This is a genomic window from Paenibacillus sp. 2RAB27 (assembly GCF_052115445.1).
GTDB lineage: Bacteria > Bacillota > Bacilli > Paenibacillales > NBRC-103111 > Paenibacillus_E.
On sequence record NZ_JBFRGR010000036.1, the window covers coordinates 36,664 to 56,038 of the forward strand.

The 19,375-nt window shown below is 45.9% G+C and carries 20 protein-coding genes and 1 rRNA gene; 16 read left to right on the forward strand and 5 right to left on the reverse strand.

Annotated features, from left to right (window positions below; genetic code table 11):
- Positions 1-22 precede the first annotated feature (22 nt).
- Both AB4114_RS30080 and AB4114_RS30085 read left to right on the forward strand, forming a co-directional pair.
- Positions 23-898, forward strand: coding sequence for a carbohydrate ABC transporter permease (locus AB4114_RS30080; RefSeq protein WP_441991698.1), 876 nt, complete (start codon positions 23-25; stop codon positions 896-898).
- A 52-nt stretch (positions 899-950) separates the two neighbouring features.
- Entirely contained in the window at positions 951-1,805 is an 855-nt protein-coding gene (locus tag AB4114_RS30085; RefSeq protein ID WP_420794150.1) for a carbohydrate ABC transporter permease, read from the forward strand.
- A 541-nt stretch (positions 1,806-2,346) separates the two neighbouring features.
- Here AB4114_RS30085 and AB4114_RS30090 read toward each other — a convergent pair.
- Entirely contained in the window at positions 2,347-3,198 is an 852-nt protein-coding gene (locus AB4114_RS30090) for an SDR family oxidoreductase (protein ID WP_441991699.1), read from the reverse strand.
- A 320-nt stretch (positions 3,199-3,518) separates the two neighbouring features.
- Here AB4114_RS30090 and AB4114_RS30095 point away from each other — a divergent pair, with 320 nt between their 5' ends.
- Complete coding sequence (locus AB4114_RS30095; RefSeq protein ID WP_441991700.1) at positions 3,519-3,974, forward strand: GNAT family N-acetyltransferase; 456 nt, start codon at positions 3,519-3,521, stop codon at positions 3,972-3,974.
- Between the two features lie 85 nt (positions 3,975-4,059).
- Here AB4114_RS30095 and AB4114_RS30100 read toward each other — a convergent pair whose 3' ends face one another.
- Complete coding sequence (locus tag AB4114_RS30100) at positions 4,060-4,857, reverse strand: Cof-type HAD-IIB family hydrolase (RefSeq protein ID WP_441991701.1); 798 nt, start codon at positions 4,855-4,857, stop codon at positions 4,060-4,062.
- Between the two features lie 117 nt (positions 4,858-4,974).
- Here AB4114_RS30100 and AB4114_RS30105 point away from each other — a divergent pair, with 117 nt between their 5' ends.
- The 8 genes from AB4114_RS30105 (at position 4,975) to AB4114_RS30140 (ending at position 12,271) form a co-directional block, all read left to right on the forward strand.
- A complete protein-coding gene (locus AB4114_RS30105; RefSeq protein ID WP_441991702.1) occupies positions 4,975-5,652 on the forward strand; it encodes a DNA alkylation repair protein in 678 nt (225 codons plus the stop codon).
- Between the two features lie 105 nt (positions 5,653-5,757).
- Positions 5,758-6,768 carry an ABC transporter substrate-binding protein gene (locus tag AB4114_RS30110; RefSeq protein WP_441991703.1) on the forward strand — a complete coding sequence of 337 codons (1,011 nt, stop codon included), beginning with the start codon at positions 5,758-5,760 and terminating at the stop codon, positions 6,766-6,768.
- Between the two features lie 14 nt (positions 6,769-6,782).
- Entirely contained in the window at positions 6,783-7,823 is a 1,041-nt protein-coding gene (locus tag AB4114_RS30115; protein WP_441991704.1) for a FecCD family ABC transporter permease, read from the forward strand.
- Positions 7,824-7,835: 12 nt separating this feature from the next.
- Positions 7,836-8,864: a FecCD family ABC transporter permease gene (locus AB4114_RS30120; protein WP_441991716.1), complete on the forward strand. Its 1,029-nt coding sequence runs from the start codon at positions 7,836-7,838 to the stop codon at positions 8,862-8,864.
- Positions 8,865-9,088: 224 nt separating this feature from the next.
- On the forward strand, positions 9,089-10,126 hold the full coding sequence (gene add, locus AB4114_RS30125; protein WP_441991705.1) for an adenosine deaminase: 1,038 nt from the start codon (positions 9,089-9,091) through the stop codon (positions 10,124-10,126).
- A 118-nt stretch (positions 10,127-10,244) separates the two neighbouring features.
- Positions 10,245-10,700, forward strand: coding sequence for an NUDIX hydrolase (locus AB4114_RS30130; RefSeq protein ID WP_441991706.1), 456 nt, complete (start codon positions 10,245-10,247; stop codon positions 10,698-10,700).
- A 15-nt stretch (positions 10,701-10,715) separates the two neighbouring features.
- Entirely contained in the window at positions 10,716-11,159 is a 444-nt protein-coding gene (locus AB4114_RS30135; protein WP_441991707.1) for a hypothetical protein, read from the forward strand.
- 353 nt (positions 11,160-11,512) lie between these two features.
- Entirely contained in the window at positions 11,513-12,271 is a 759-nt protein-coding gene (locus AB4114_RS30140; RefSeq protein WP_441991708.1) for a (S)-benzoin forming benzil reductase, read from the forward strand.
- A 30-nt stretch (positions 12,272-12,301) separates the two neighbouring features.
- Here the strand turns inward: AB4114_RS30140 and mscL are convergent, their stop codons facing one another.
- On the reverse strand, positions 12,302-12,766 hold the full coding sequence (mscL, locus tag AB4114_RS30145; RefSeq protein ID WP_441991709.1) for a large conductance mechanosensitive channel protein MscL: 465 nt from the start codon (positions 12,764-12,766) through the stop codon (positions 12,302-12,304).
- A 126-nt stretch (positions 12,767-12,892) separates the two neighbouring features.
- Positions 12,893-14,011, reverse strand: coding sequence for a histidinol-phosphate transaminase (gene hisC / locus AB4114_RS30150; protein ID WP_441991710.1), 1,119 nt, complete (start codon positions 14,009-14,011; stop codon positions 12,893-12,895).
- A 161-nt stretch (positions 14,012-14,172) separates the two neighbouring features.
- Here hisC and AB4114_RS30155 point away from each other — a divergent pair, with 161 nt between their 5' ends.
- On the forward strand, positions 14,173-16,857 hold the full coding sequence (locus AB4114_RS30155) for a response regulator (protein ID WP_441991717.1): 2,685 nt from the start codon (positions 14,173-14,175) through the stop codon (positions 16,855-16,857).
- 56 nt (positions 16,858-16,913) lie between these two features.
- On the opposite strand, the gene AB4114_RS30160 is transcribed toward AB4114_RS30155, so the two are convergent.
- Positions 16,914-17,192: a hypothetical protein gene (locus tag AB4114_RS30160; protein ID WP_441991711.1), complete on the reverse strand. Its 279-nt coding sequence runs from the start codon at positions 17,190-17,192 to the stop codon at positions 16,914-16,916.
- A 154-nt stretch (positions 17,193-17,346) separates the two neighbouring features.
- Here AB4114_RS30160 and AB4114_RS30165 point away from each other — a divergent pair, with 154 nt between their 5' ends.
- From AB4114_RS30165 to AB4114_RS30180, 4 genes are all read left to right on the forward strand, one after another.
- Positions 17,347-17,568: a hypothetical protein gene (locus AB4114_RS30165; protein ID WP_171634368.1), complete on the forward strand. Its 222-nt coding sequence runs from the start codon at positions 17,347-17,349 to the stop codon at positions 17,566-17,568.
- A gap of 67 nt (positions 17,569-17,635) precedes the next feature.
- Entirely contained in the window at positions 17,636-18,028 is a 393-nt protein-coding gene (locus AB4114_RS30170) for a VOC family protein (protein ID WP_441991712.1), read from the forward strand.
- 70 nt (positions 18,029-18,098) lie between these two features.
- Complete coding sequence (locus AB4114_RS30175; protein WP_441991713.1) at positions 18,099-18,851, forward strand: YwmB family TATA-box binding protein; 753 nt, start codon at positions 18,099-18,101, stop codon at positions 18,849-18,851.
- A 450-nt stretch (positions 18,852-19,301) separates the two neighbouring features.
- Positions 19,302-19,375, forward strand: a 16S ribosomal RNA gene (locus AB4114_RS30180); the annotation flags it as partial.

Sequence of the window (19,375 nt, forward strand, 5' to 3'; positions counted from 1 at the left end):
AAAGCTTACAAGGAGGGGCATCATGAACGTGTCCGCAAGAATGAGAGGATTCATCACCATAGGGCTCCTTCCAGCCTTAATCATCTATTTGTTTTTTGTTATCGTTCCCCTGTTTTGGTCGGCGTACTATGGCTTTTTTGACTGGAAAGGCATTGGCGCAGCGAAGTTTATTGGAATGGACAATTATATCGAAGTATTTACAGATCCGATCTTCTGGAAAGCTTTTAAAAATAACATGCTTATCGTTGCTGCTTCCGTCTTCGGACAGGTTCCGATCGCGATGATCCTAGCGCTTCTCTTGATGCGCAGCACGCCTTTTCAACGAATCATTCGTGCTTCCGTTTTTATGCCCATGGTATTGTCATCTGTCGTTGTCGGGATTATTTGGGGATACATCTATCACCCACAAATCGGTATTCTGAACTTCTTGCTTGATGGTGTTGGCCTTGATAGTTGGAAGAAAGCTTGGCTCTCCGATCCGAAAGTATCGATGTTCGCACTGATGGTGCCGATCATCTGGAATTATATTGGTCCTTATATGATTATGTTTATTGCTGCGTTACAAAATATTTCTCCCGAAATTGAAGATGCTGCTCAGCTGGATGGCGTCGGACCGGTACGTAAGCTATTTACTGTCACACTGCCTATGATTTGGGATACGGTGAAAGTGGCGATCGTGCTTTGTATTTCGGGCTCCTTGAAGGCGTTCGATCTGATTTACGTCATGACAGGCGGCGGGCCTGCGCATTCCACGGAATTGCTGGCTTCCTATATGTATAACAGTACCTTCAATGTGTATCGCTTCGGATTCGGTAGTGCACTTTCCACTGCGATTATTATTCTTAGTCTGCTCTTGATTGTGGGCAGTCAGTATCTAATGAAGCGAGATTATCGCTAACACCGATCATTCTAATTCGTCAGGAGGGACATCTATGAAGCAGGTTGTAGCGATGCAGACGGGTTTTCCCGCTGGAGCTAAGCAACGTAAAGTGTGGACGCGCGGCGCCATCAATGCCGTTCTTTCCTTATATGCACTGGTCACGTTGTATCCATTAATATGGTTATTTATTAGTGCCGTTAAATCAAATGAAGAGTTTTATTCCCGGCCGTTTCTGCTGCCGACAGTCTGGAAGTGGGATAACCTAGTCCGCGCATGGAAAGTTTCGGGAATGGGACTCTCCTTGTGGAACTCCACAGTTGTAACGGTGGCTTCCTTAGTACTTACGCTGATTCTAGGCGCATTGGCGGCATTTGTTATTGCGCGGTTTGAGTTTAAATTGAAGGCATTCTTCACAGGATTGTTCCTGCTAGGCATGCTCATTCCGATTCACAGCACATTAGTACCGCTATTTATTATCATGAAAAAAATAGGGCTGTTGAACACGTACGGCGCACTTATTTTGCCCTATGTCGCATTTGAGTTACCCTTAGCGATCTTCATCGTAGCTGCTTACTTAGTCAGTATTCCAAAAGAAATCGAAGAAGCCGCACTCATTGATGGTACGGGCTACTGGGGCATTTTCTTCCGTATGATGCTTCCGCTAAGTGTACCTGCGCTATCAACCGTTGCCATACTTGGCTTTCTACGGTTCTGGAACGACTTCGCTTTTGCTCTTGTTTTCATTAGTAAGCCTGCACTCAAAACCGTACCGCTCAGCCTATCCGCCTTCGCCACGGGATATATGACGGATTACGAATTGACGATGGCGGCGCTTGCGATTGCCGTGCTTCCAACAATTATCGTGTTCTTGCTGTTCCAGGAGCAGATTATGAAGGGTATGACGGCTGGAGCTGTGAAGGGGTAGGAGATGCTCCAGCACCTCTGGCCACCCCGGCGGCAGTCTGACCAATCACATTGTAGTGATGTGAAATAGACATACAGATGCAAGTTTGCATCTGTATGTCTATTTTTTTTTGAAGAAGTGTGCAAAAAAAGAACAAGTAGCATGAGTGGAGAAGAGTAGCAGAATTGTGGAAGGTAGAAGAGTAGATTAGAATGGCAGTGGAGCAATAGCGAAAGTGCTAAAGAGCGGTAAGTGCGGTTAGAGTAAGGTAGAAGGTAGCAAGTATAGTAGCTACCCCAGGGACAGCGCCTATCGCGCGTATTAGATGGAAAATGTCCAGTTAAATCCACCCAATTCCATCGAAAAAGGAAGATAACTGGATTTTCTCCATCTATTTTTAACTATTTTCAATGAAACGCTCATAATCCACTAAATTAGATGTACATTTTCCATTTATTTCATTTTCAGAGCCAAAATGAATGGAATTACCTGTAGTTTTTCCAGTTAATCCACCAAAGCGTGAGTCGCATCACCATACGGAGCTGCTTACTGCTAATTTGCCCTACGATTTCCCCTTGCGGGTCATCTCCGCAAGTGAAACCCACTGCTCGTCGGTCACCTCGAGCAGGTCGTTGAACTGCCCGGCGCCTTGCAGCCACTCGCCGCCGTCAATCGTGATCACTTCGCCGTTAATATACCCGGCGAAGTCCGAAATCAGATAAGCGGCGAGGTTCGCCAGCTCATCTTTTTCCCCGACGCGCCCCAGCGGGACGCGGTGCAAGAGCTTCTGCGACAGCTCGGGTGTGGGAGCCAGTCGGCTCCACGCGCCGTCGGTCGGGAACAACCCCGGCGCGATAGCCACTTGCCGGATCCCGTACCGCGCCCACTCGACGGCGAGTGAGCGGGTAAGGGCAAGCACGCCGGCCTTGGCGGCGGCGGAAGGTACAACAAAGGCGGATCCAGTGGAGGCGTAGGAGGTGACGATGTTCAGCATCGTACCGCCTACGCCTTGCTCGATCCACCTTTTACCTAACTCCAACGTGGTGTAGAACGTCCCGTGGAGCACAATGTTCAGCACCGCATCGACTGCTCGCGGTGATAAGTGCTCGGTCGGGCTGGCAAAGTTGCCCGCCGCATTATTAATCAGCACGTCGATGCGACCGAAGTGCTGCTCCACGGCCGTGATCATGGCAGCAACCTGCTGCGGATCACGCACATCGCAGGGATGATAGAACACATCCCCGCCGTTAGTGCTCATTTCTGCCGCAGCTTTCGCGAGCACTTCTTCACGTCTACTCGTGATAGCCAGCTTAGCTCCGAGCGAGAGGAATTTCTCACCCATCGCGCGGCCAAGCCCTGTGCCGCCGCCAGTAATAAGTACTACTTTATCTTGGAGTAATGCGCCATCGAACATAGGATTCACGCTCCTTTTTGAAATATAGAGTTTATATGTTTCACTTAATAAGTAGGCTATATTTTTCCATAAACATTGTGAGAAGTCCTTGATGGACGGGGGAGTCGGTTATTTTACCTCATGGTTATAGATAACGCTTACATTAATGCGGATAACTCATGTTCTCATACCAGTAACCTTACTGTCTAGTACCAATAGATGCTTTGTCACCGTACACAATCCCTGCACTTCAAGTTGTGCAAAAAACCAATAACAGTTGAATTGACCGATGTAATGTTGTATTCTAATCAATAAAAATTATAGATAGAGGAGTGGCAAGAGTGGAGATTAAAGTAGACGATTTATCCGGTCCTGAAGTAAGAGCGCTCATTATGGAGCACCTTCTACATATGCAATCATTATCCCCGCCTGAGAGTACACATGCCTTAAATCTGGATGGATTAAAAAAGCCAGATGTAACTTTTTGGAGTGGATGGGAACAAGGGGAAATCGTCGGTTGCGGGGCACTCAAAGAACTGGATCCTCAGCACGGTGAGTTAAAATCAATGCGAACATCTTCCGCCCATCATAGGAAAGGCGTTGCGAAGCGAATTCTTGAACACATTATTAATGAAGCGAAGCAACGCGGCTATACGCGAATAAGCTTGGAAACGGGCTCCATGGAAGCTTTCGAGCCAGCTAGAAAGTTATATGAAAATTTTGGGTTTCACTACTGCAAACCGTTCGCGAATTATACGGATGACCCGCTAAGTTCATTTATGACGTTGGAATTATAAATTAAACTTTTCAAAAATAGACGTTCTATCCACACAAAAAAGAGGTCCCCAAGGACCTCTTTTTCTTATTTTGCATTTTCCACAATTACTCCGCCAAAACAAACTTCTCCAACACATGCCTCACGCCATCCTCGTTATTGCTCTTCGTCACGAAGTTCGCCAACGCTTTCAGCTCAGGCAGCGCATTCTCCATGGCAACGCCGAGACCAGCGACTTCAAGCATCTCCCGATCATTCCATGCATCGCCTAATGCAATTACTTCATCTAATGAGCATCCGATGTGCTCAGCAAGGAACGTAATCGCATGTCCCTTCGTACCTTCCTTATGCATGAATTCCAAATAGTGCGGCTTGGATTTCGTGATATGCAGCTTGTCACCCAGTAGGGGCAGCAGTTCCTCACGGATTTGGTCACAAACTTCAGGTTTATCAACAATCAGCATTTTCGGCTGTGGAATATCGATCCATTGACGCAAATCACCAATAATATAAGGTGTCTTGGACAAGCTTACGTATTTTTTGATCTTATCGTTATCCTCAGCTGCATAAAGCTCATCCCCATGGTAAAGCTGAAGATGATAGTTGTTCTTCTCACAGTAATCAAGCAGGAAGCGGGCACTCTCGACAGGGACAGTGCGTTCGTAGAGGACTTCTTCGTCTAGCAAATTTTTGATCAAAGCCCCTTGATACGTAATGATGGGGACGTTGAGTCCGATGCGATTGGCAATTTTGGCAGCAGAAGGGAAGCTTCTTCCTGTGGCGATGGTGACCGTTACCCCTTTGGCAACAGCTTGATGCATGGCCTCAACCGTCTCTTGTGAAATCGTCAAATCATCACGCAGCAGCGTATCATCCAAGTCAGCAGCAACTAATTTATACGTCATGTTTCTCACCGATCCTATTCATCATCTCTATTAAAATTCTGCTAATAGCATACCCGAATTGCTAGCGAATTGCTACAATAAGCGCATAGGATTTAGCTAAAAGGAGGCACATTTACGATGACATCCCCATACACGAATGACTTGGAGAAATGGCTCAGATCGCATGCGAACAAGGAAAATGCATCTAGTATGGAAGCTTATATGAAGAATCATTTTCCATTCCTCGGTATTCGTAATCCGGAACGCGTTGCGCTGACCAAACAATTCACAAAGGAGCATGGCTTTCCGAAAGGGGAGGAAGCCGTTCGCGTAGCCCAGGAACTGTGGCAGTTGCCCGAGCGTGAATTTGCCTACACGGCAATTATAATGCTTTTGCAAGTTCGAAAGACCGTACCAGCGGAACACATCGAAATACTGGAGTATTTCATCGTAACCCAATCCTGGTGGGACACGGTAGATACGATTGCGGATCACTTAATCGGTTTTCATCTTCAGCGATTTCCCGAGCTAATTCCTGCTTATGTGGAAAAATGGTTAGCTTCCAATCATATGTGGCTCCAACGAACAGCAGTCTTATTTCAGTTGAAGTATAAAAAGAAGACCGATGTCCCGCTGCTATTTCATTGCATTACGACGATGGCCCATTCGAAAGAGTTTTTCATCCGCAAAGCGATCGGATGGGCGCTGCGTGAGTATTCCAAGACGGATGCTACAGCCGTACAATCCTTCGTCGCTAGTCATGATTTATCACCCCTAAGTGTACGTGAGGCACTGAAGGTAATTCACAAGAAATAAGAAAATACTGGGATATAGCCGAATGTATTGACATTGATAATCATTTTCATTAGTATATATTGAGAATCAATATCATACATAAATAGCTACCCAGGAGGGTCCACCGTGATACATTTCAATAAACAAAAAACTACTAAAGTTACATTTACTGTCCTTTCAGTGTGCATGGCAGCTCTACTTGCAACAGCTTGTGGAAGTGACAAGGATGCAGCAGGCACAACAACACCATCAACTTCAACTGCTCCGGCAGCTACTGCAGCAGCGACAGCAACACCTGCGCCTTCTGTTGATAAAGTTTTAAAAGATAGCATGGGCCATGATGTTAAGGTTCCTGCGAACCCGAAAGCGGTTATCGCGTCCTACTTGGAAGATCCGCTTCTAGCACTTGGTGTTAAACCAGTTGTTCAGTGGTCTGTAAAAGGTTCAACTGTTCAAGATTACCTACAAACTCAACTTGCTGGCGTACCAACGATTGGTTATGATCTGCCAGTTGAATCGGTTTTGAAAGCTGCTCCAGATTTCATGATCGTAGGAAACGAGTCTGCTGTTGAAAAAGGCCTTTACGATCAGTACTCCAAGGTCGTACCGATCTTCGTATTAGGCAGCGAAGTAACAGCTGACTTCCGCAAGACGCTTTTGAAAATGGGCGAAATTCTTAATAAGTCAGATGCAGCGTATGCCGCGTTGAAGAAATATGATCAAAAAGTAACAGATACAAAAGCGAAACTTGCAGCAACTGTTGGTGATAAAAAGGTTGCGATCCTTTGGTTAACGAACAAATCCTTCTTTGTTGTTAACGGTAAAGTAGCAAGTGGCGCGGTTGCTTATGGTGATCTTGGTTTGAAAATGCCTAATATTCTAGCTGTCTTGCCAGATGCTACAGCGAACTGGACACCAATTTCCCTAGAAAAGCTTGCGCAATTGGATGCAGACTACATTTTCTTGGTTAACAGCGATAAAGGTCAAGCCGGGAACCTGGAAGATCCACTATGGAAGAACGTTCCGGCTGTTAAATCAGGCAAAGTATTCGAGATGGACACGAAGAGCAGCTGGTTGTACAACGGTGTAATTGCTGGTGAGCGCGTGATGGATGATATCGTTAAAGTCATTAAATAATGGGGGGCTAGGGTATGACGGGTTCAGTTAAGCAAGTTCCCTCTGTCAAACCTCCATTGAAATCCCGTCCATTAGCTGCATCAGCCATTATTTTTGGTGGACTGGCTTTGTTGCTGGTCAGCCTGATTGCTTCTATTTCGGTTGGGGCAGCAGATATCTCCTTCGGCGAGGTATGGCAAGCCATCTTTCAATTTAATGCTGATTCGACTCAGCATTTGATCATCCAACAATTAAGGCTTCCGCGAGCAATCGCTGGAGCTTTAGTTGGGGCTGCTTTTGCTGTGGCAGGGGCGATTATGCAAGGTGTTACACGCAATCCGTTATCGGACCCGGGTATACTCGGTATCAACGCAGGTGCAGGCTTTATGCTTGCCCTGTGTTTTGCCTTTTTACCGCAACTGCCCTTTCACTATGTCATTCTATTTTCATTCCTCGGTGCTGCAATAGGAACGGGGCTTGTCTATGGCATTAGTGCACTGGCGAAGGGTGGCGTAACACCTGTTCGAATCGTTCTAGCAGGGGCTGCTGTCAGTGCTTTACTTCTGGCACTCAGCGAAGGGATTGCGATTTCCTACCATATTGGTCAGGATCTCGCCTTTTGGTTTGCAGGTGGGGTTGCAGGTACGAAGTGGTTGCAAGTTGATATTATGGCACCTTGGATTATCGTTGCCTTACTAGGCGCGTTTTTCATCTCACCTTGGATTACGCTGTTAAGCATGGGGGAAGATGTGGCAACAGGCCTCGGTTTACGGACAGGGCTTGTGAAGCTGGCGGCCTTCGTGCTGGTTCTTGTCCTTGCAGGTGCAGCTGTGGCAACGGTGGGAGCTATTGGGTTTATTGGTCTCATTATTCCTCATATTGTCCGCTATCTTGTTGGCGTTGACTATCGTTGGATCATTCCAACCTCAGCGGTATTAGGCGGGTTGTTGGTCGTGCTGGCAGATATCGGAGCCCGCATGGTCAATCCGCCCTTTGAGACGCCGATAGGTTCCATTATTGCTCTGATTGGTGTGCCATTCTTCCTCTATCTGGCGCGTAAAAAGGGGAGGGATTAGGTCATGACATCCATGCAATCTGGAAGCATCAAAAAACCGAGATTGACTAAAGCGATCACGGTGATGTCGATTTTAATGGTCCTTATTATTATCGTTTTTATAATAAGTATGAACACTGGCGTAATCCGTTTGAGTCCTCTTGAAGTGCTTCGCACATTCTTTGGAGGCGGGACTGCGAAACAAGGCATCATTCTATGGGATTTTCGACTTCCACGAATTGTGATTTCGATCCTAGTTGGTGCGGGGTTAGCGGTTTCTGGAGCTATCTTGCAGGGGATTTCACGAAATATGCTAGCTGACCCAGGTATTCTGGGCATTAATGCAGGAGCAGGACTTGCGATCATTCTGGTCGTATCCTTTTATCCCAATAATGTTGGAGCACCATTGTTCTTCATGCCGATGATCGCTATGCTTGGCGCCGGCTTGGCCGCTTTTCTGATCTATACACTTTCGTATGTCAAAGGCAAGGGAATCTCGTCATCCCGCCTGCTTCTTGTGGGGATCGCGGTTTCCGCGGGTATTGCTTCTCTGATGGTTGTAATGAGCATTCGCTTGGATCCGACCGATTTTCAGTTCGTTCAGATCTGGTTAGCGGGTAGTATTTGGGGAACCAACTGGAAGTTTGTTCTGGCCCTATTACCGTGGATCGTCGTTCTCATTCCTTACGTCATGTTCAAAGCGAATGTGCTGAATGTGCTGAATCTGGGGGAGATGACGTCCATTGGACTCGGGATACGAATGGAACGTGAACGACTTGGATTACTGGCCGCAGCTGTTGCGCTTGCAGGCGCATGTGTCGCGGTCGGTGGTGGAATTGGCTTCGTAGGGTTGATAGGGCCACATTTGGCACGAAGGTTAGTTGGACCTAAGCATCAATACTTGATTCCAGCCTCGGCACTCACTGGCGGGCTGATACTTATCGTCGCGGATACGATAGCACGGGGGATGTTTCAGCCAACGGAGGTTCCGACGGGGATTGTAGCCGCTGTTATTGGGGCGCCATATTTTCTGTACTTATTAGTTCGAACAAGAGCTTCGTAAGAGGACAAACATAGAAATCCACAGTAGGCTGAGTAGCCTGTTGTGGATTTTTTTCATTTTACATATATGACAGGAAATATTACACTGAATAACGCATATACTAATAAAATAAATATTTGTCATATATATTGACATATACATTACATTCGTTTAAAGTAATTAAAATTCTTCTCTAGTGCGCTGGTGCTTACGAGAGGCAAAGGGAGAGATGGGAGATGGCTCACATGCGAACAAATGATTTGTTAGCGAGATTACCGAAAGTGGATCTTCATTTACATTTGGATGGAAGTGTGAAGCCCGAGACGATTTTGGAGCTCGCTCTCGAACAAGGTATATCACTCCCTGTTTACGACAAGGATGGGCTGATCCCGCATATGCGAGTGACGGACACTTGCGGCAGTCTGATTGAATACTTAGGGAAATTTGATTTTACGACACGTTTCCTACAAACAGGTGCAGCCTTAGAGCGTGTAGCCTATGAAGTCGTTGAGCAATCCGTGGAGCATAACTGTCGTTATGTGGAAGTGCGCTTCGCGCCTCAACTGCATCGCAACATGGGATTAACCCTGGAAGAGACGTTCCACTACGTCACGCAAGGATTAAAGCGTGCGGGGCGCGATTTTGGAACGAGATTCGGTGTTATTGCCATTTGTATGCGGAATCACCCTTGTGCAGATAATTTGGAAGTCATCGAAGCAGCCGCCAAGTTCATAGGGAAGGGCGTTGTTGCTGTTGATTTGGCAGGTGACGAGGCGAATTATCCGCCTGAGTTTTTCCGAGAAGTGTTCGCTAGATCACAGAAGCTAGGCATTCCTGTTACCATTCATGCCGGCGAGGCGGCGGGTGCGGTTAACGTCTACGAGGCAGTTACACATTTAGGTGCCACTCGAATCGGGCATGGGGTAAGACTTCGGGAGAATGCCGCTATTCTTGCATTGATCAAAGATCGCCGCATCCCATTGGAAATGTGTCCGATCTCCAATATCCAAACGAAAGCTGTGGCTTCGTGGGAGGCTTATCCCATCCGAGAGTACTTGGATCAAGGTTTGATCGTGACGATCAACACCGATAATCCTAGTGTATCGGGAACAGATATTACGAAAGAGTATCGCACGATCGCTGATCGATTTGCTTTTACAACACCAGAGCTAGTGAAGTTGATTATGAATGGTGTAGAGGCTGCTTTTATGGAAGAACACGATAAAGGGATATTCAGACAAGAGATGGAAGCAGAGCTTACCAGCTTAGGTGTATATAATTAAATGAAGGTGGAAGAGGGTCTGTTGCGATTATGCAGCAGATTTTTTTTGTTCAAGGGGATGTTTGTTATGTTAAAATAAGGGATATTTTCAAATCCTTGCGGTCGGAGGTGTAATTGTCATGGAGTATTATAAGCAACTTAGACAGTTCGTAGGGCATCATCCGATCATTTTGCCCGGAGCCGTCGTGATCTTGGTTAATGATCTGGGACAAGTTCTTCTGCAACAAAGACCGAATGGGACATGGGGGCTGCCAGGAGGACTTATGGACTTGGGTGAGTCTTTAGAAGATACAGCGCGCCGCGAATTTTTTGAAGAAACAGGTTTGACAGTGGGGGACTTAGCATTAGTAGGCGTGTTTTCTGGCGCTCAGTATCATTACACGCTTTCCAATGGAGATGAATTTTACGCAGTAACGACGGCTTATGTGGCGAGCGAAGCTACAGGTGAGATAGCCATGGAAACAGCTGAAACCCGAGATTTGCAATACTTTGAATTGCACGATCTACCGGAGGCGATGGGTCAAGTATATAGGGATAGCATAATGGCTTATCTACAAATTGCATTAAAAAGATAGGAGGCGAACATCGTAATGATTTCGTATGTGATCGTTCTTGTCTATGTTTTGTACATGGTATTTAAGAGTTACAGATCTAGTAAAGCTAAGAAACAGATTGGGACCGTTACGCTTGTTGGCTATAGTGACTACAAAAAAATATTCATTACGCTGCTGAATTTGTTTTTCTTACCCTTTATTGTCACGTTAGATAATAATGGGAAGTACGGGGTGCTATTCCTCCTTATTCTCCTATCTGCCGTGCTGGATCGAGCGTATATTGGAGATAGAGGCATTAAGCTACACGATGAATACATTCCTAAAGAGGATATCCTGCATTACTATATGGTCGAAGGAAAGGTCAATCAATTCGATATTTTTGTTAGAGGCAAGTTAGACGTAGTAAATATTACAGTTAATAAGCGGAAATTAAAAAGACCGTTAGAAGAAATGTTGGCAGAATGGAAGTCCATAGGGTAGCATCAGGACCAAAACGGCTGAATACAAGGTGGAAATGGAACCTAAGATTTTCAAAAATTAGGGGACCATAAGCATGGATGGCCGCAAACGGAACGTGGTTCAGCTATTTCGGCTAAATCAGCCGTTTTTCAGATCGAAAGGGAACGTCAGTACGCTATGTTACCCCGAACGTGGATTATTACGGGAAATCGTAGGAATAGAGGAACCACGTTCCCTTCGGCAATGAAAATAGACTATTTTCATAAAATAGCGGATCCTCGTTCCTCTTGGCTGCCGTGCAAAGTTCTAAGACAATGGAATAGCAAGGCTATGAACCTAGTCGGGCTAGACTGGATAAAAGGAAGGCTTACCATATGGATACTTACATCATTACGGGCGGGTCCAAAGGCCTCGGCGCTGCTATCATCCGGCAGCTGCTAGAGCAAGGCGCTGCGGTTCACTGCATTTCCCGCAGCGAGAACGAGACCTTGCGCCAAGAGGCGCTGCGCATGGAAGGTCAGCTGACCTTCCACGCTTACGACTTGGCGCAAACCGAAGGCATTGATTCGCTCATGGAGCGAATCCTCGCGAAACCAGATGGCGTGGCTTCCGTCACGCTCATCAATAATGCGGGCATGATCGAGCCGATTGTCTCGATCGGCCGAGCAGCCCCGGAAGACCTGCAGCGCAGCCTGCAGGTCAATCTCGTCGCACCCGCGGTGCTGACGAACAGCTTCATTCGGCTCACGCAGGCGTGGCCGGTGGTGAAGCGGGTCGTCGGGATCTCCTCGGGCGCGGGGCGCAAGCCCTACCCTGGCTGGGGTGCCTACTGCACCGCCAAGGCCGGGTTGGACATGCTGACGCGCTGCGTCGGCGTCGAGCAGTTGAAACAGCCACACCCGGTGCTGATCTGCAGCGTAGCTCCGGGTGTGGTGGACACCGATATGCAGCGGGAGATCCGCGCTGCCTCGGAAGAGGACTTCCCGCAGGTGGGGCGGTTCGTCCAGCTCCAAGAGCAGGGGGAGCTGCGCACCCCTGAAGATACCGCGAAGCAGCTGTTGCACCTGCTGCAAGCGAATGCGTTCGAACAAGGCGAGGTCGCCGACTTGCGTACGAAAGAGCCCGTGTCGTAATCCGACACGGGCTCTCTCTATCAAGGCGATCTATTGAATGCTGCCGCTAACCTTGCCACCAGACGAAAGTTCCGAAGTACAGAACTTACAGCGTGATGCTTGCGCGGGAATTTCAGATAAGCAATGAGGACAATCTTTGGTTGTAACTGCTTTTTCCTTCGGTGCTTCCTTCTTGCGGAACTTGCCGATTTGACGAACAACCATGAAGATAACGAATGCCACAATCAAGAAATCTAAGAAAGTTGATAGGAATTGTCCGTATCGAAAGACAGCGGTGCTCTGGGCAGCCTCAGCAAATGTTTCGTAATGTTTCCCATCCAAAGCAACATACAAATCATTGAAATTTACTTTTCCAATGAGCAAACCCACGAGCGGCATGACCAAATCATTCACAATGGACGTAATGACTTTACCAAAAGCCCCTCCGATAATAACCCCGACTGCAAGATCGAGCATGTTTCCTTTGAATGCAAAATCCTTGAATTCTTTTAGCATGATGTACCCCCATAAGACTATGATTGATAGCATTGTAACATAGTTAATAGAGACCAAACAAATACGCTCCCCATCAGCTAAGGGGATATTTTATCTATAGGCAGGGGAGCTTCATCTACCAGATTTCTAGGCCTTCACTGCGACAATCTCTTTCAAAACCTGAACAAGTACGGCATTCTCTTCGGGAGTTCCAATCGAAATTCGAACATGATTAGGAAGATTCCAACCTCCGCCATACCGAACGATAACCCCGCGACTCATCAAATTATCATAGATGGATTTAGCTTGTGTTCCTAGATCGACGAGTACGAAATTACTCATGCTTGGCGTGAAAGGGATAGCTAGCGTACGCAATTCAGTGTAAAGCTCCTCCCGCACCTTCACATTATTCGTGCGTGTTGCTTCAAGATGCTGATCATCCTTGAGTGCCGCTACAGCGCCAACTTGTGCGAGCGTGTTCACGTTGAAAGGTTCTTTGACCTGGCGAATCCGCTGCAGAATACCCCCATCTGCGATGCCATATCCCACACGTATGCCCGCTAAGCCGTAGATTTTAGAAAATGTTTGCAACACAACAACAGGATAGCCTTCTCGCACTAGCGCAAGACCATCGCAGTAATCATCAGCTGTAACGAAATGGCTATACGCACCATCGAAGATGACTAGCACATGTGAAGGTAAGCTCTTCACAAGTCGGTGCAGGTCCGTTTTGGTCATATAAGTGCCCGTCGGATTGTTCGGTGAACAAATATAGAGCATTTTCGTGCGTTCAGTGACAGCCTCGAGAATAGCTTCTACTTCATAGCGGTAGTTCTCCCCAAGCGGTACGCTAATGATGCTGGCTCCAAGCAAGTTGGCTCCGAATTCGTACTCGCTAAATGTTGGTGAGGGCACGATGACTTCATCGCCAGGCTCCAAGTAAGTTTCAGAGAGTAGCGTAATCAGTTCATCACCACCGTTAGTAACAAGGACTTGATCAGGCGAGAACCCGCGTTTTTCTGCAATAGCTTCTCTAAGATTTACGGTCTCTGCATCGGGATAGCGATGAATGTCAGGTAAATAAGCTTGTATTGCCTCAAGAGCGAGAGGGGAGGGGCCTAATGGGTTTTCATTGGATGCTAATTTGGTAACGGATGTTAGCCCGAATTCACGTTGAACCTCCCAGATGGGTTTGCCGGGCGTGTATGGCTTCATTCGTGTTAAAATGCTGCGTGGATTGATATTTTCAACACCAGGACCTTCCATATAAAACACTCCTTATTATTGTATTTACTTTATTTAGATAATACATTAACTTGGTAAAGTAGTAAAGTAAAAAAGTTTGCATACCAGTTAATGGTTGTTTGGTATATGATACATCTATTAGGCGTTGATCTGGTAGAAGGGGTGGCAGTGGATTGAGGAAAATGAGATTCGGTATTCGTGCCAAAATTATGATTGGATATGCGTTCATCATTTTCTGCTTAACCCTTTCTTTTGTGCTTGTTAATCAACAGTTAGCTGCCATGCAGCGAGATCGCAATTATGTGATTGAGCATGATTTCGCCGTCAATAGAGAGTCGAACCTTCTTGAGAAATATGTCATGGATATGGAAAATGGGCAAAGAGGCTACTTACTCACAGGGGAAGTTAAATATTTAGAACCTTATACGACCGGGCAGACCAAGTGGAGAGATTCCTTTAATCAACTGAAAGAACTAACGAGTGATACACCAGTCCAGGAGAAAAATTTAATCGCGCTCAAGGAAACTATCGAAAATTGGCTTATACAAACAGGCGGGACCATGCCGACCATGAGAAATGGTCTTGAGAATGAGAGTTATTTTAATTTCACCTTCTTTATTACTCATCAAAATATTCTAGATATTCGTTCGCAATTGAGTCGATTTCGCAGTCTTGAAATGGGATTCGTGAAGGAGCGAGCGGCACACCTTGATGCGCAAAATAAAATGTTGACCAACTCCTTATTCGTCATGTTGGGATTGGTGCTCATCTTTTCGCTCCTAGCAGCGGTAGTTATTTCGAGATCCATTGTCGGGACGATCAAACAGGTTACCAAGAGCATCATCAAGCTGAGCTCCATGAAGCGGGATCGTTCCAAGCGTATTCATGTCACAATGAATGATGAAGTGAAGGATCTGGCGGACGCAACCAATGCGTTGCTAGAGAGCCAAGAAGAAATCGAGTGGCAGCAGCGGAAGTTGACAGAGGTTGTCCATATGCTGCAAGGTATTTCCGATTTGGAAACGCTGGGGACGTGCTTTATTCGTAAATCTGCAGAATTATTTGGAGCTTCCTTCGGCGTTTTCTACATTCGAAGCGTACATGAAGCTAAGGATGGCATGATGAGGCTGGCGGCCTATGCGGCGATGGAGGAAAGTGCTGAAGCAGGTAAACCTTTTTTTCATATTGGGGAAGGCTTGATTGGTCAATGTGCGATTGAGAAGCGAATTGTACATCTCACACATGTCCCCGAAACGTATATCCGTTTAAAGTCAGGACTGGGGTCAGCGAGTGCGCAAAGTGTTCTCATCGTTCCGATTATCCATAATCAAGAAGTCATCGCCATTATGGAGCTGGCTTCTTTTGATGAATTTACGTCGCTTCAACTGAGTTTGATGGATGACATCTTAGAGGTGTTGGGAACAATCGTACACAGCGTGCAAACGCGTGTTGAGGTAGAGCGTCTTCTTCGAGAGTATCAGGCGATGACCGAGGAACTTCAAAGTCAACAAGAAGAATTGTATCGGACCAATGAACAGCTAGAGGAAAGGAATCGCTACGCGGATGAAAGGTCGAGGGAGCTTGAGTACATGAAAGTCTCCTTTGAAGAGCATGCCATTCAGCTGGAACTGAGCTCGCGGTATAAATCGGAATTCTTGGCGAACATGTCTCACGAGCTGCGAACGCCGCTTAATAGTATATTGATTCTTTCTCAGATGCTTCAGGAAAACAATAGTAAAACCTTAACGCATGATGAGCAAGAGTATGCCCGGGTTATTCATTCTTCGGGAAATGACCTACTGCTCCTTATTAATGATATCTTGGATTTATCCAAAGTTGAAGCGGGTAAATTGGATATTCATATCGGTGAGTTGCGTGTGGACTGGCTCCCCGAGCTCTTGCTAAGTCAGTTTGAGAAGGTCGCAGAACAACGCAAACTTACATTCCGGATCGAGATGGATGCTCAAGTGCCGAAGATCTTCAATACGGATGAACAGAGGCTCAGCCAAATTCTCAAAAATTTGCTTTCTAATGCATTTAAATTCACGCATGAAGGCTCTATTCAAGTGGAATTTCGCATGTGCAGCGTGGAACAAATTGTGGAACTGCTGCCTTCGGCCATGCACAGGCAGGTTATGGCAGTTTCCGTTAAAGATACGGGTATAGGTATTCCAACTGACAAGCAAGAAGTCATCTTCGAGCCCTTCCTTCAGGCCGATGGCACAACGAATCGGAAGTATGGAGGGACAGGGCTAGGGTTATCGATTAGTCGGGAATTAGCCAGACTTCTTGGAGGTTGTATCCAGATGCAGAGCGTGGAAGGCGAAGGAAGTACATTTACGTTATATGTGCCTTCGCTGCCACCTTTAATAGGGGTAACTAACGCCACGCATAAGGAAGTAGCGGCAGCAACTGCTAACACGATCAGTGACTATTTAATTCGAGAAAACGGTAAAACCATTTCTGCACGCGAGGATGGCAATGGCAATCGATTTAAGGGTAGAAAAGTTCTGGTTGTTGATGATGACGTGCGTAACGTATTTGCCCTTTGTAATGCATTTGAACAAGAAGGAATCATCGTGAGTGTTGCTCAGAATGGACAAGAATGCTTAGAGCTATTGGGGAAGGATCCTAGTATTGAGCTTATTCTCATGGATATTATGATGCCGGTGATGGATGGCTATGAGGCGATGCGGCTCATTAGGAAAAATAATCAATATGCTGATGTTCCGATCATTGCACTTACGGCCAAAGCCATGAAACAGGACAGAGAAATCTGCTTGCAGGCCGGTGCATCTGACTATATTAGCAAGCCGCTGCATATGAGCCAACTTCTTTCGCTTATGCATGTTTGGCTTAGTAAATAAAACAGAAAGACCTTTAACTACCTCCCGATGATGGAAGTAGTCAAAGGTCTTTTGTGTTAATGGACATCTCGTTCAGTAGATACTTCAAAATGATAAATCGTGTTGCGCGTCAATACACGGAAATCCAGTCCGTCTTGATCAATCGCTTGAACACGTGTTGTTTTGAATGGTGTATGTTGCCGAACCCCTGATAACGTCATTGGACATCCTACCTCGGTGGGGTTCACTTCACGAAATGTTTGCCCTTGAATCTCATCGAAATTGAATCGATCTGACCGATGTTTCGGCGTAATCCCATCCACCTCATAGATTTGCAGCAGCTTTAACAACCTCATTATGGCCCCTCCCGTCCCTGGCATTCGTTTTCATTATACACGGACGCCTCATATTTGGCGAAGTCTACAAACCTAACATAAACCTAAAGAAGTCTTCATACTTTCCTAGCTTCCAAAATATACAATTGTTCTATCTGAACCGGGGGTGTTGCGAGTGCTGCACACGAAAGTGATCATTGGGGAAAAAGAAGTGCTTATTTTTTTCGAATCCATGTACCAAGAATATTCATACCGAGCCGTTGAAGCGATAACAAAACATTTAAATAATGCTCAGATAAGAGAAGTATTTGATAACCTCGGATTAGTTCATACAACCAATACAGAAGTAACGCTCTTCTCGTTAAATGGAGAGATGGAGACAATTCCGATGTATTGATCGCGGTCTAGCCCTTTTCTTTATTTTTAGCTAAAATGAAGGGATTAGAACAAGGAGGCAGATACATATGACCGTTATGAAATTAGAGCACGTAGGCGTCATGGTAGCAAACTTAGAAGCGTCTATAGCATTTTATGTTACTGTAATCGGACTTAAGCACAAAGGAACGTTACTCCATACGAATGGCGTTATCCGGCTAGGTTTTCTTGGCTTTGAAGCCTCAAATGAAACAGAAGTTGAATTAATCGAAGGCTATAATGCGAACTTGCCACAGGAAGGCAAAGTGCATCACTTGGCTTTTACCGTAGATGATATCTATGCTGAATTCACAAGAATTCAAGCTTTAGAAGTTGAGCAATTGGATACGGAAATTACAACACTTCCGAACGGTTCTAAGTATTTCTTCTTTAATGGACTAGATGGCGAGCGAATTGAATTCTTTCAATCGACACGTGGATAGGTTTAACATTTAATAGATACGGGCATCCTTTTACTAGAGTGATAGATTCTAGTAAAGAGGTGCTTTTTTCATGTCAAAGCGTTGGACACAAATAATAATAGGCATCACTATACTAGGTTTATTCTTCGGCTGGATACGTCATGTGGATGCACAGGCAGAACAAGATGCACAGTTATTACTCAGTGTGGCAAAGCCCTATATGCAATCGAATGAACATATTACCTTCAAATATACAGGCTATTTCGGTACATGCGACGGTGTGGATGTCAAAGTGATGGATGCGGGTGAACGTTTATCCAACAAGCTTGGCTTGCAATCTCACACGGCGAATGAGTCCATATCTTTAAAAAGCGGTATCTATACGGTAAAGTCACAAGTTGCTGGAAGCGCCGTCTTGACATTAACCGTTGCTAGTCCAGTGGGACAGTCGGCTTGTTATGCTGTAGTACGATTAGATGCGCCAGGTAGTGCAGACCAATCCCAGCTTCTGAAGTGGCAGGAGCAAATGACCGCGCAATTAATCGAACAGGGCATTCAAGGCATGTGGAACGTGATGATACAAGGGAATGCTGCTGAAGCCATTAGCATATCGAATGACCCTAAGGAGTTCCTAGCTGAGTTAGTTCAAGCTTATAAAGGAAAGGTTGTTGAGCGCTACGAAGATGGCACTACCTTCAGTGCATCAGTGGTATCATCTGAATTCGAAGCTTCAATACGAAGCGGCAGTCAAAAGGTGAATGTCCAAATCGCACTTCATCAAGATACGACTTCGGGCCTCTGGCGCTTAACGATTGGAACACCGATTATTACAATGGAATACTAAACCGGGGAAAAGGGTGCAGGATGCATTCTTTTTTTTGCGTGCACTTGTAGGAACAATTCGAAACAATTGCAATAGTGGAACTTTTCCAAAGGGGTTGTAATTGATTTCTAGGCATGGTACATTAGTCCTCGTTGTTCTGAAGCAAATAACCACGACAAGCGAAACCGAAGTGGACTTGCTTTCAAGCAATGAGGTATGGTAAGATGACTTTCCGACAGACGCCGACATAAATTGACAAGAAAAAAGTGCTTGCAATTGAGAAACGATCTGTGGTATATTACATCTCGCTGCTTCGGTAACACGGTAGCGAATGAAAGAAATTGATCTTTGAAAACTGAACAACGAGTGAGTAAGCACAGTCGAGTAATCGACTATAAAAGAGATTGCAAAATCTCGCTAGCTTCAAATGAGCAATTAAGCTTTTTCAAATAGGACGAGCAATCGTCCACTATTATGGAGAGTTTGATCCTGGCTCAGGACGAACGCTGGCGGCGTGCCTAATACATGCAAGTCGAGCGGGTTTA

What these genes read in the sequence shown, in the direction of transcription:
- AB4114_RS30100 (WP_441991701.1), bottom strand. Translation starts at nt 4,857, where the DNA reads ATGACGTATAAATTAGTTGCTGCTGACTTGGATGATACGCTGCTGCGT.
- AB4114_RS30090 (WP_441991699.1), bottom strand. Translation starts at nt 3,198, where the DNA reads ATGTTCGATGGCGCATTACTCCAAGATAAAGTAGTACTTATTACTGGC.
- AB4114_RS30115 (WP_441991704.1), top strand. Translation starts at nt 6,783, where the DNA reads ATGACGGGTTCAGTTAAGCAAGTTCCCTCTGTCAAACCTCCATTGAAA.
- AB4114_RS30160 (WP_441991711.1), bottom strand. Translation starts at nt 17,192, where the DNA reads ATGAGGTTGTTAAAGCTGCTGCAAATCTATGAGGTGGATGGGATTACG.
- AB4114_RS30155 (WP_441991717.1), top strand. Translation starts at nt 14,173, where the DNA reads ATGAGATTCGGTATTCGTGCCAAAATTATGATTGGATATGCGTTCATC.
- AB4114_RS30130 (WP_441991706.1), top strand. Translation starts at nt 10,245, where the DNA reads ATGGAGTATTATAAGCAACTTAGACAGTTCGTAGGGCATCATCCGATC.
- AB4114_RS30175 (WP_441991713.1), top strand. Translation starts at nt 18,099, where the DNA reads ATGTCAAAGCGTTGGACACAAATAATAATAGGCATCACTATACTAGGT.
- AB4114_RS30135 (WP_441991707.1), top strand. Translation starts at nt 10,716, where the DNA reads ATGATTTCGTATGTGATCGTTCTTGTCTATGTTTTGTACATGGTATTT.
- AB4114_RS30080 (WP_441991698.1), top strand. Translation starts at nt 23, where the DNA reads ATGAACGTGTCCGCAAGAATGAGAGGATTCATCACCATAGGGCTCCTT.
- AB4114_RS30140 (WP_441991708.1), top strand. Translation starts at nt 11,513, where the DNA reads ATGGATACTTACATCATTACGGGCGGGTCCAAAGGCCTCGGCGCTGCT.
- AB4114_RS30170 (WP_441991712.1), top strand. Translation starts at nt 17,636, where the DNA reads ATGACCGTTATGAAATTAGAGCACGTAGGCGTCATGGTAGCAAACTTA.
- add (WP_441991705.1), top strand. Translation starts at nt 9,089, where the DNA reads ATGCGAACAAATGATTTGTTAGCGAGATTACCGAAAGTGGATCTTCAT.
- AB4114_RS30085 (WP_420794150.1), top strand. Translation starts at nt 951, where the DNA reads ATGCAGACGGGTTTTCCCGCTGGAGCTAAGCAACGTAAAGTGTGGACG.
- mscL (WP_441991709.1), bottom strand. Translation starts at nt 12,766, where the DNA reads ATGCTAAAAGAATTCAAGGATTTTGCATTCAAAGGAAACATGCTCGAT.
- AB4114_RS30105 (WP_441991702.1), top strand. Translation starts at nt 4,975, where the DNA reads ATGACATCCCCATACACGAATGACTTGGAGAAATGGCTCAGATCGCAT.
- hisC (WP_441991710.1), bottom strand. Translation starts at nt 14,011, where the DNA reads ATGGAAGGTCCTGGTGTTGAAAATATCAATCCACGCAGCATTTTAACA.
- AB4114_RS30120 (WP_441991716.1), top strand. Translation starts at nt 7,836, where the DNA reads ATGCAATCTGGAAGCATCAAAAAACCGAGATTGACTAAAGCGATCACG.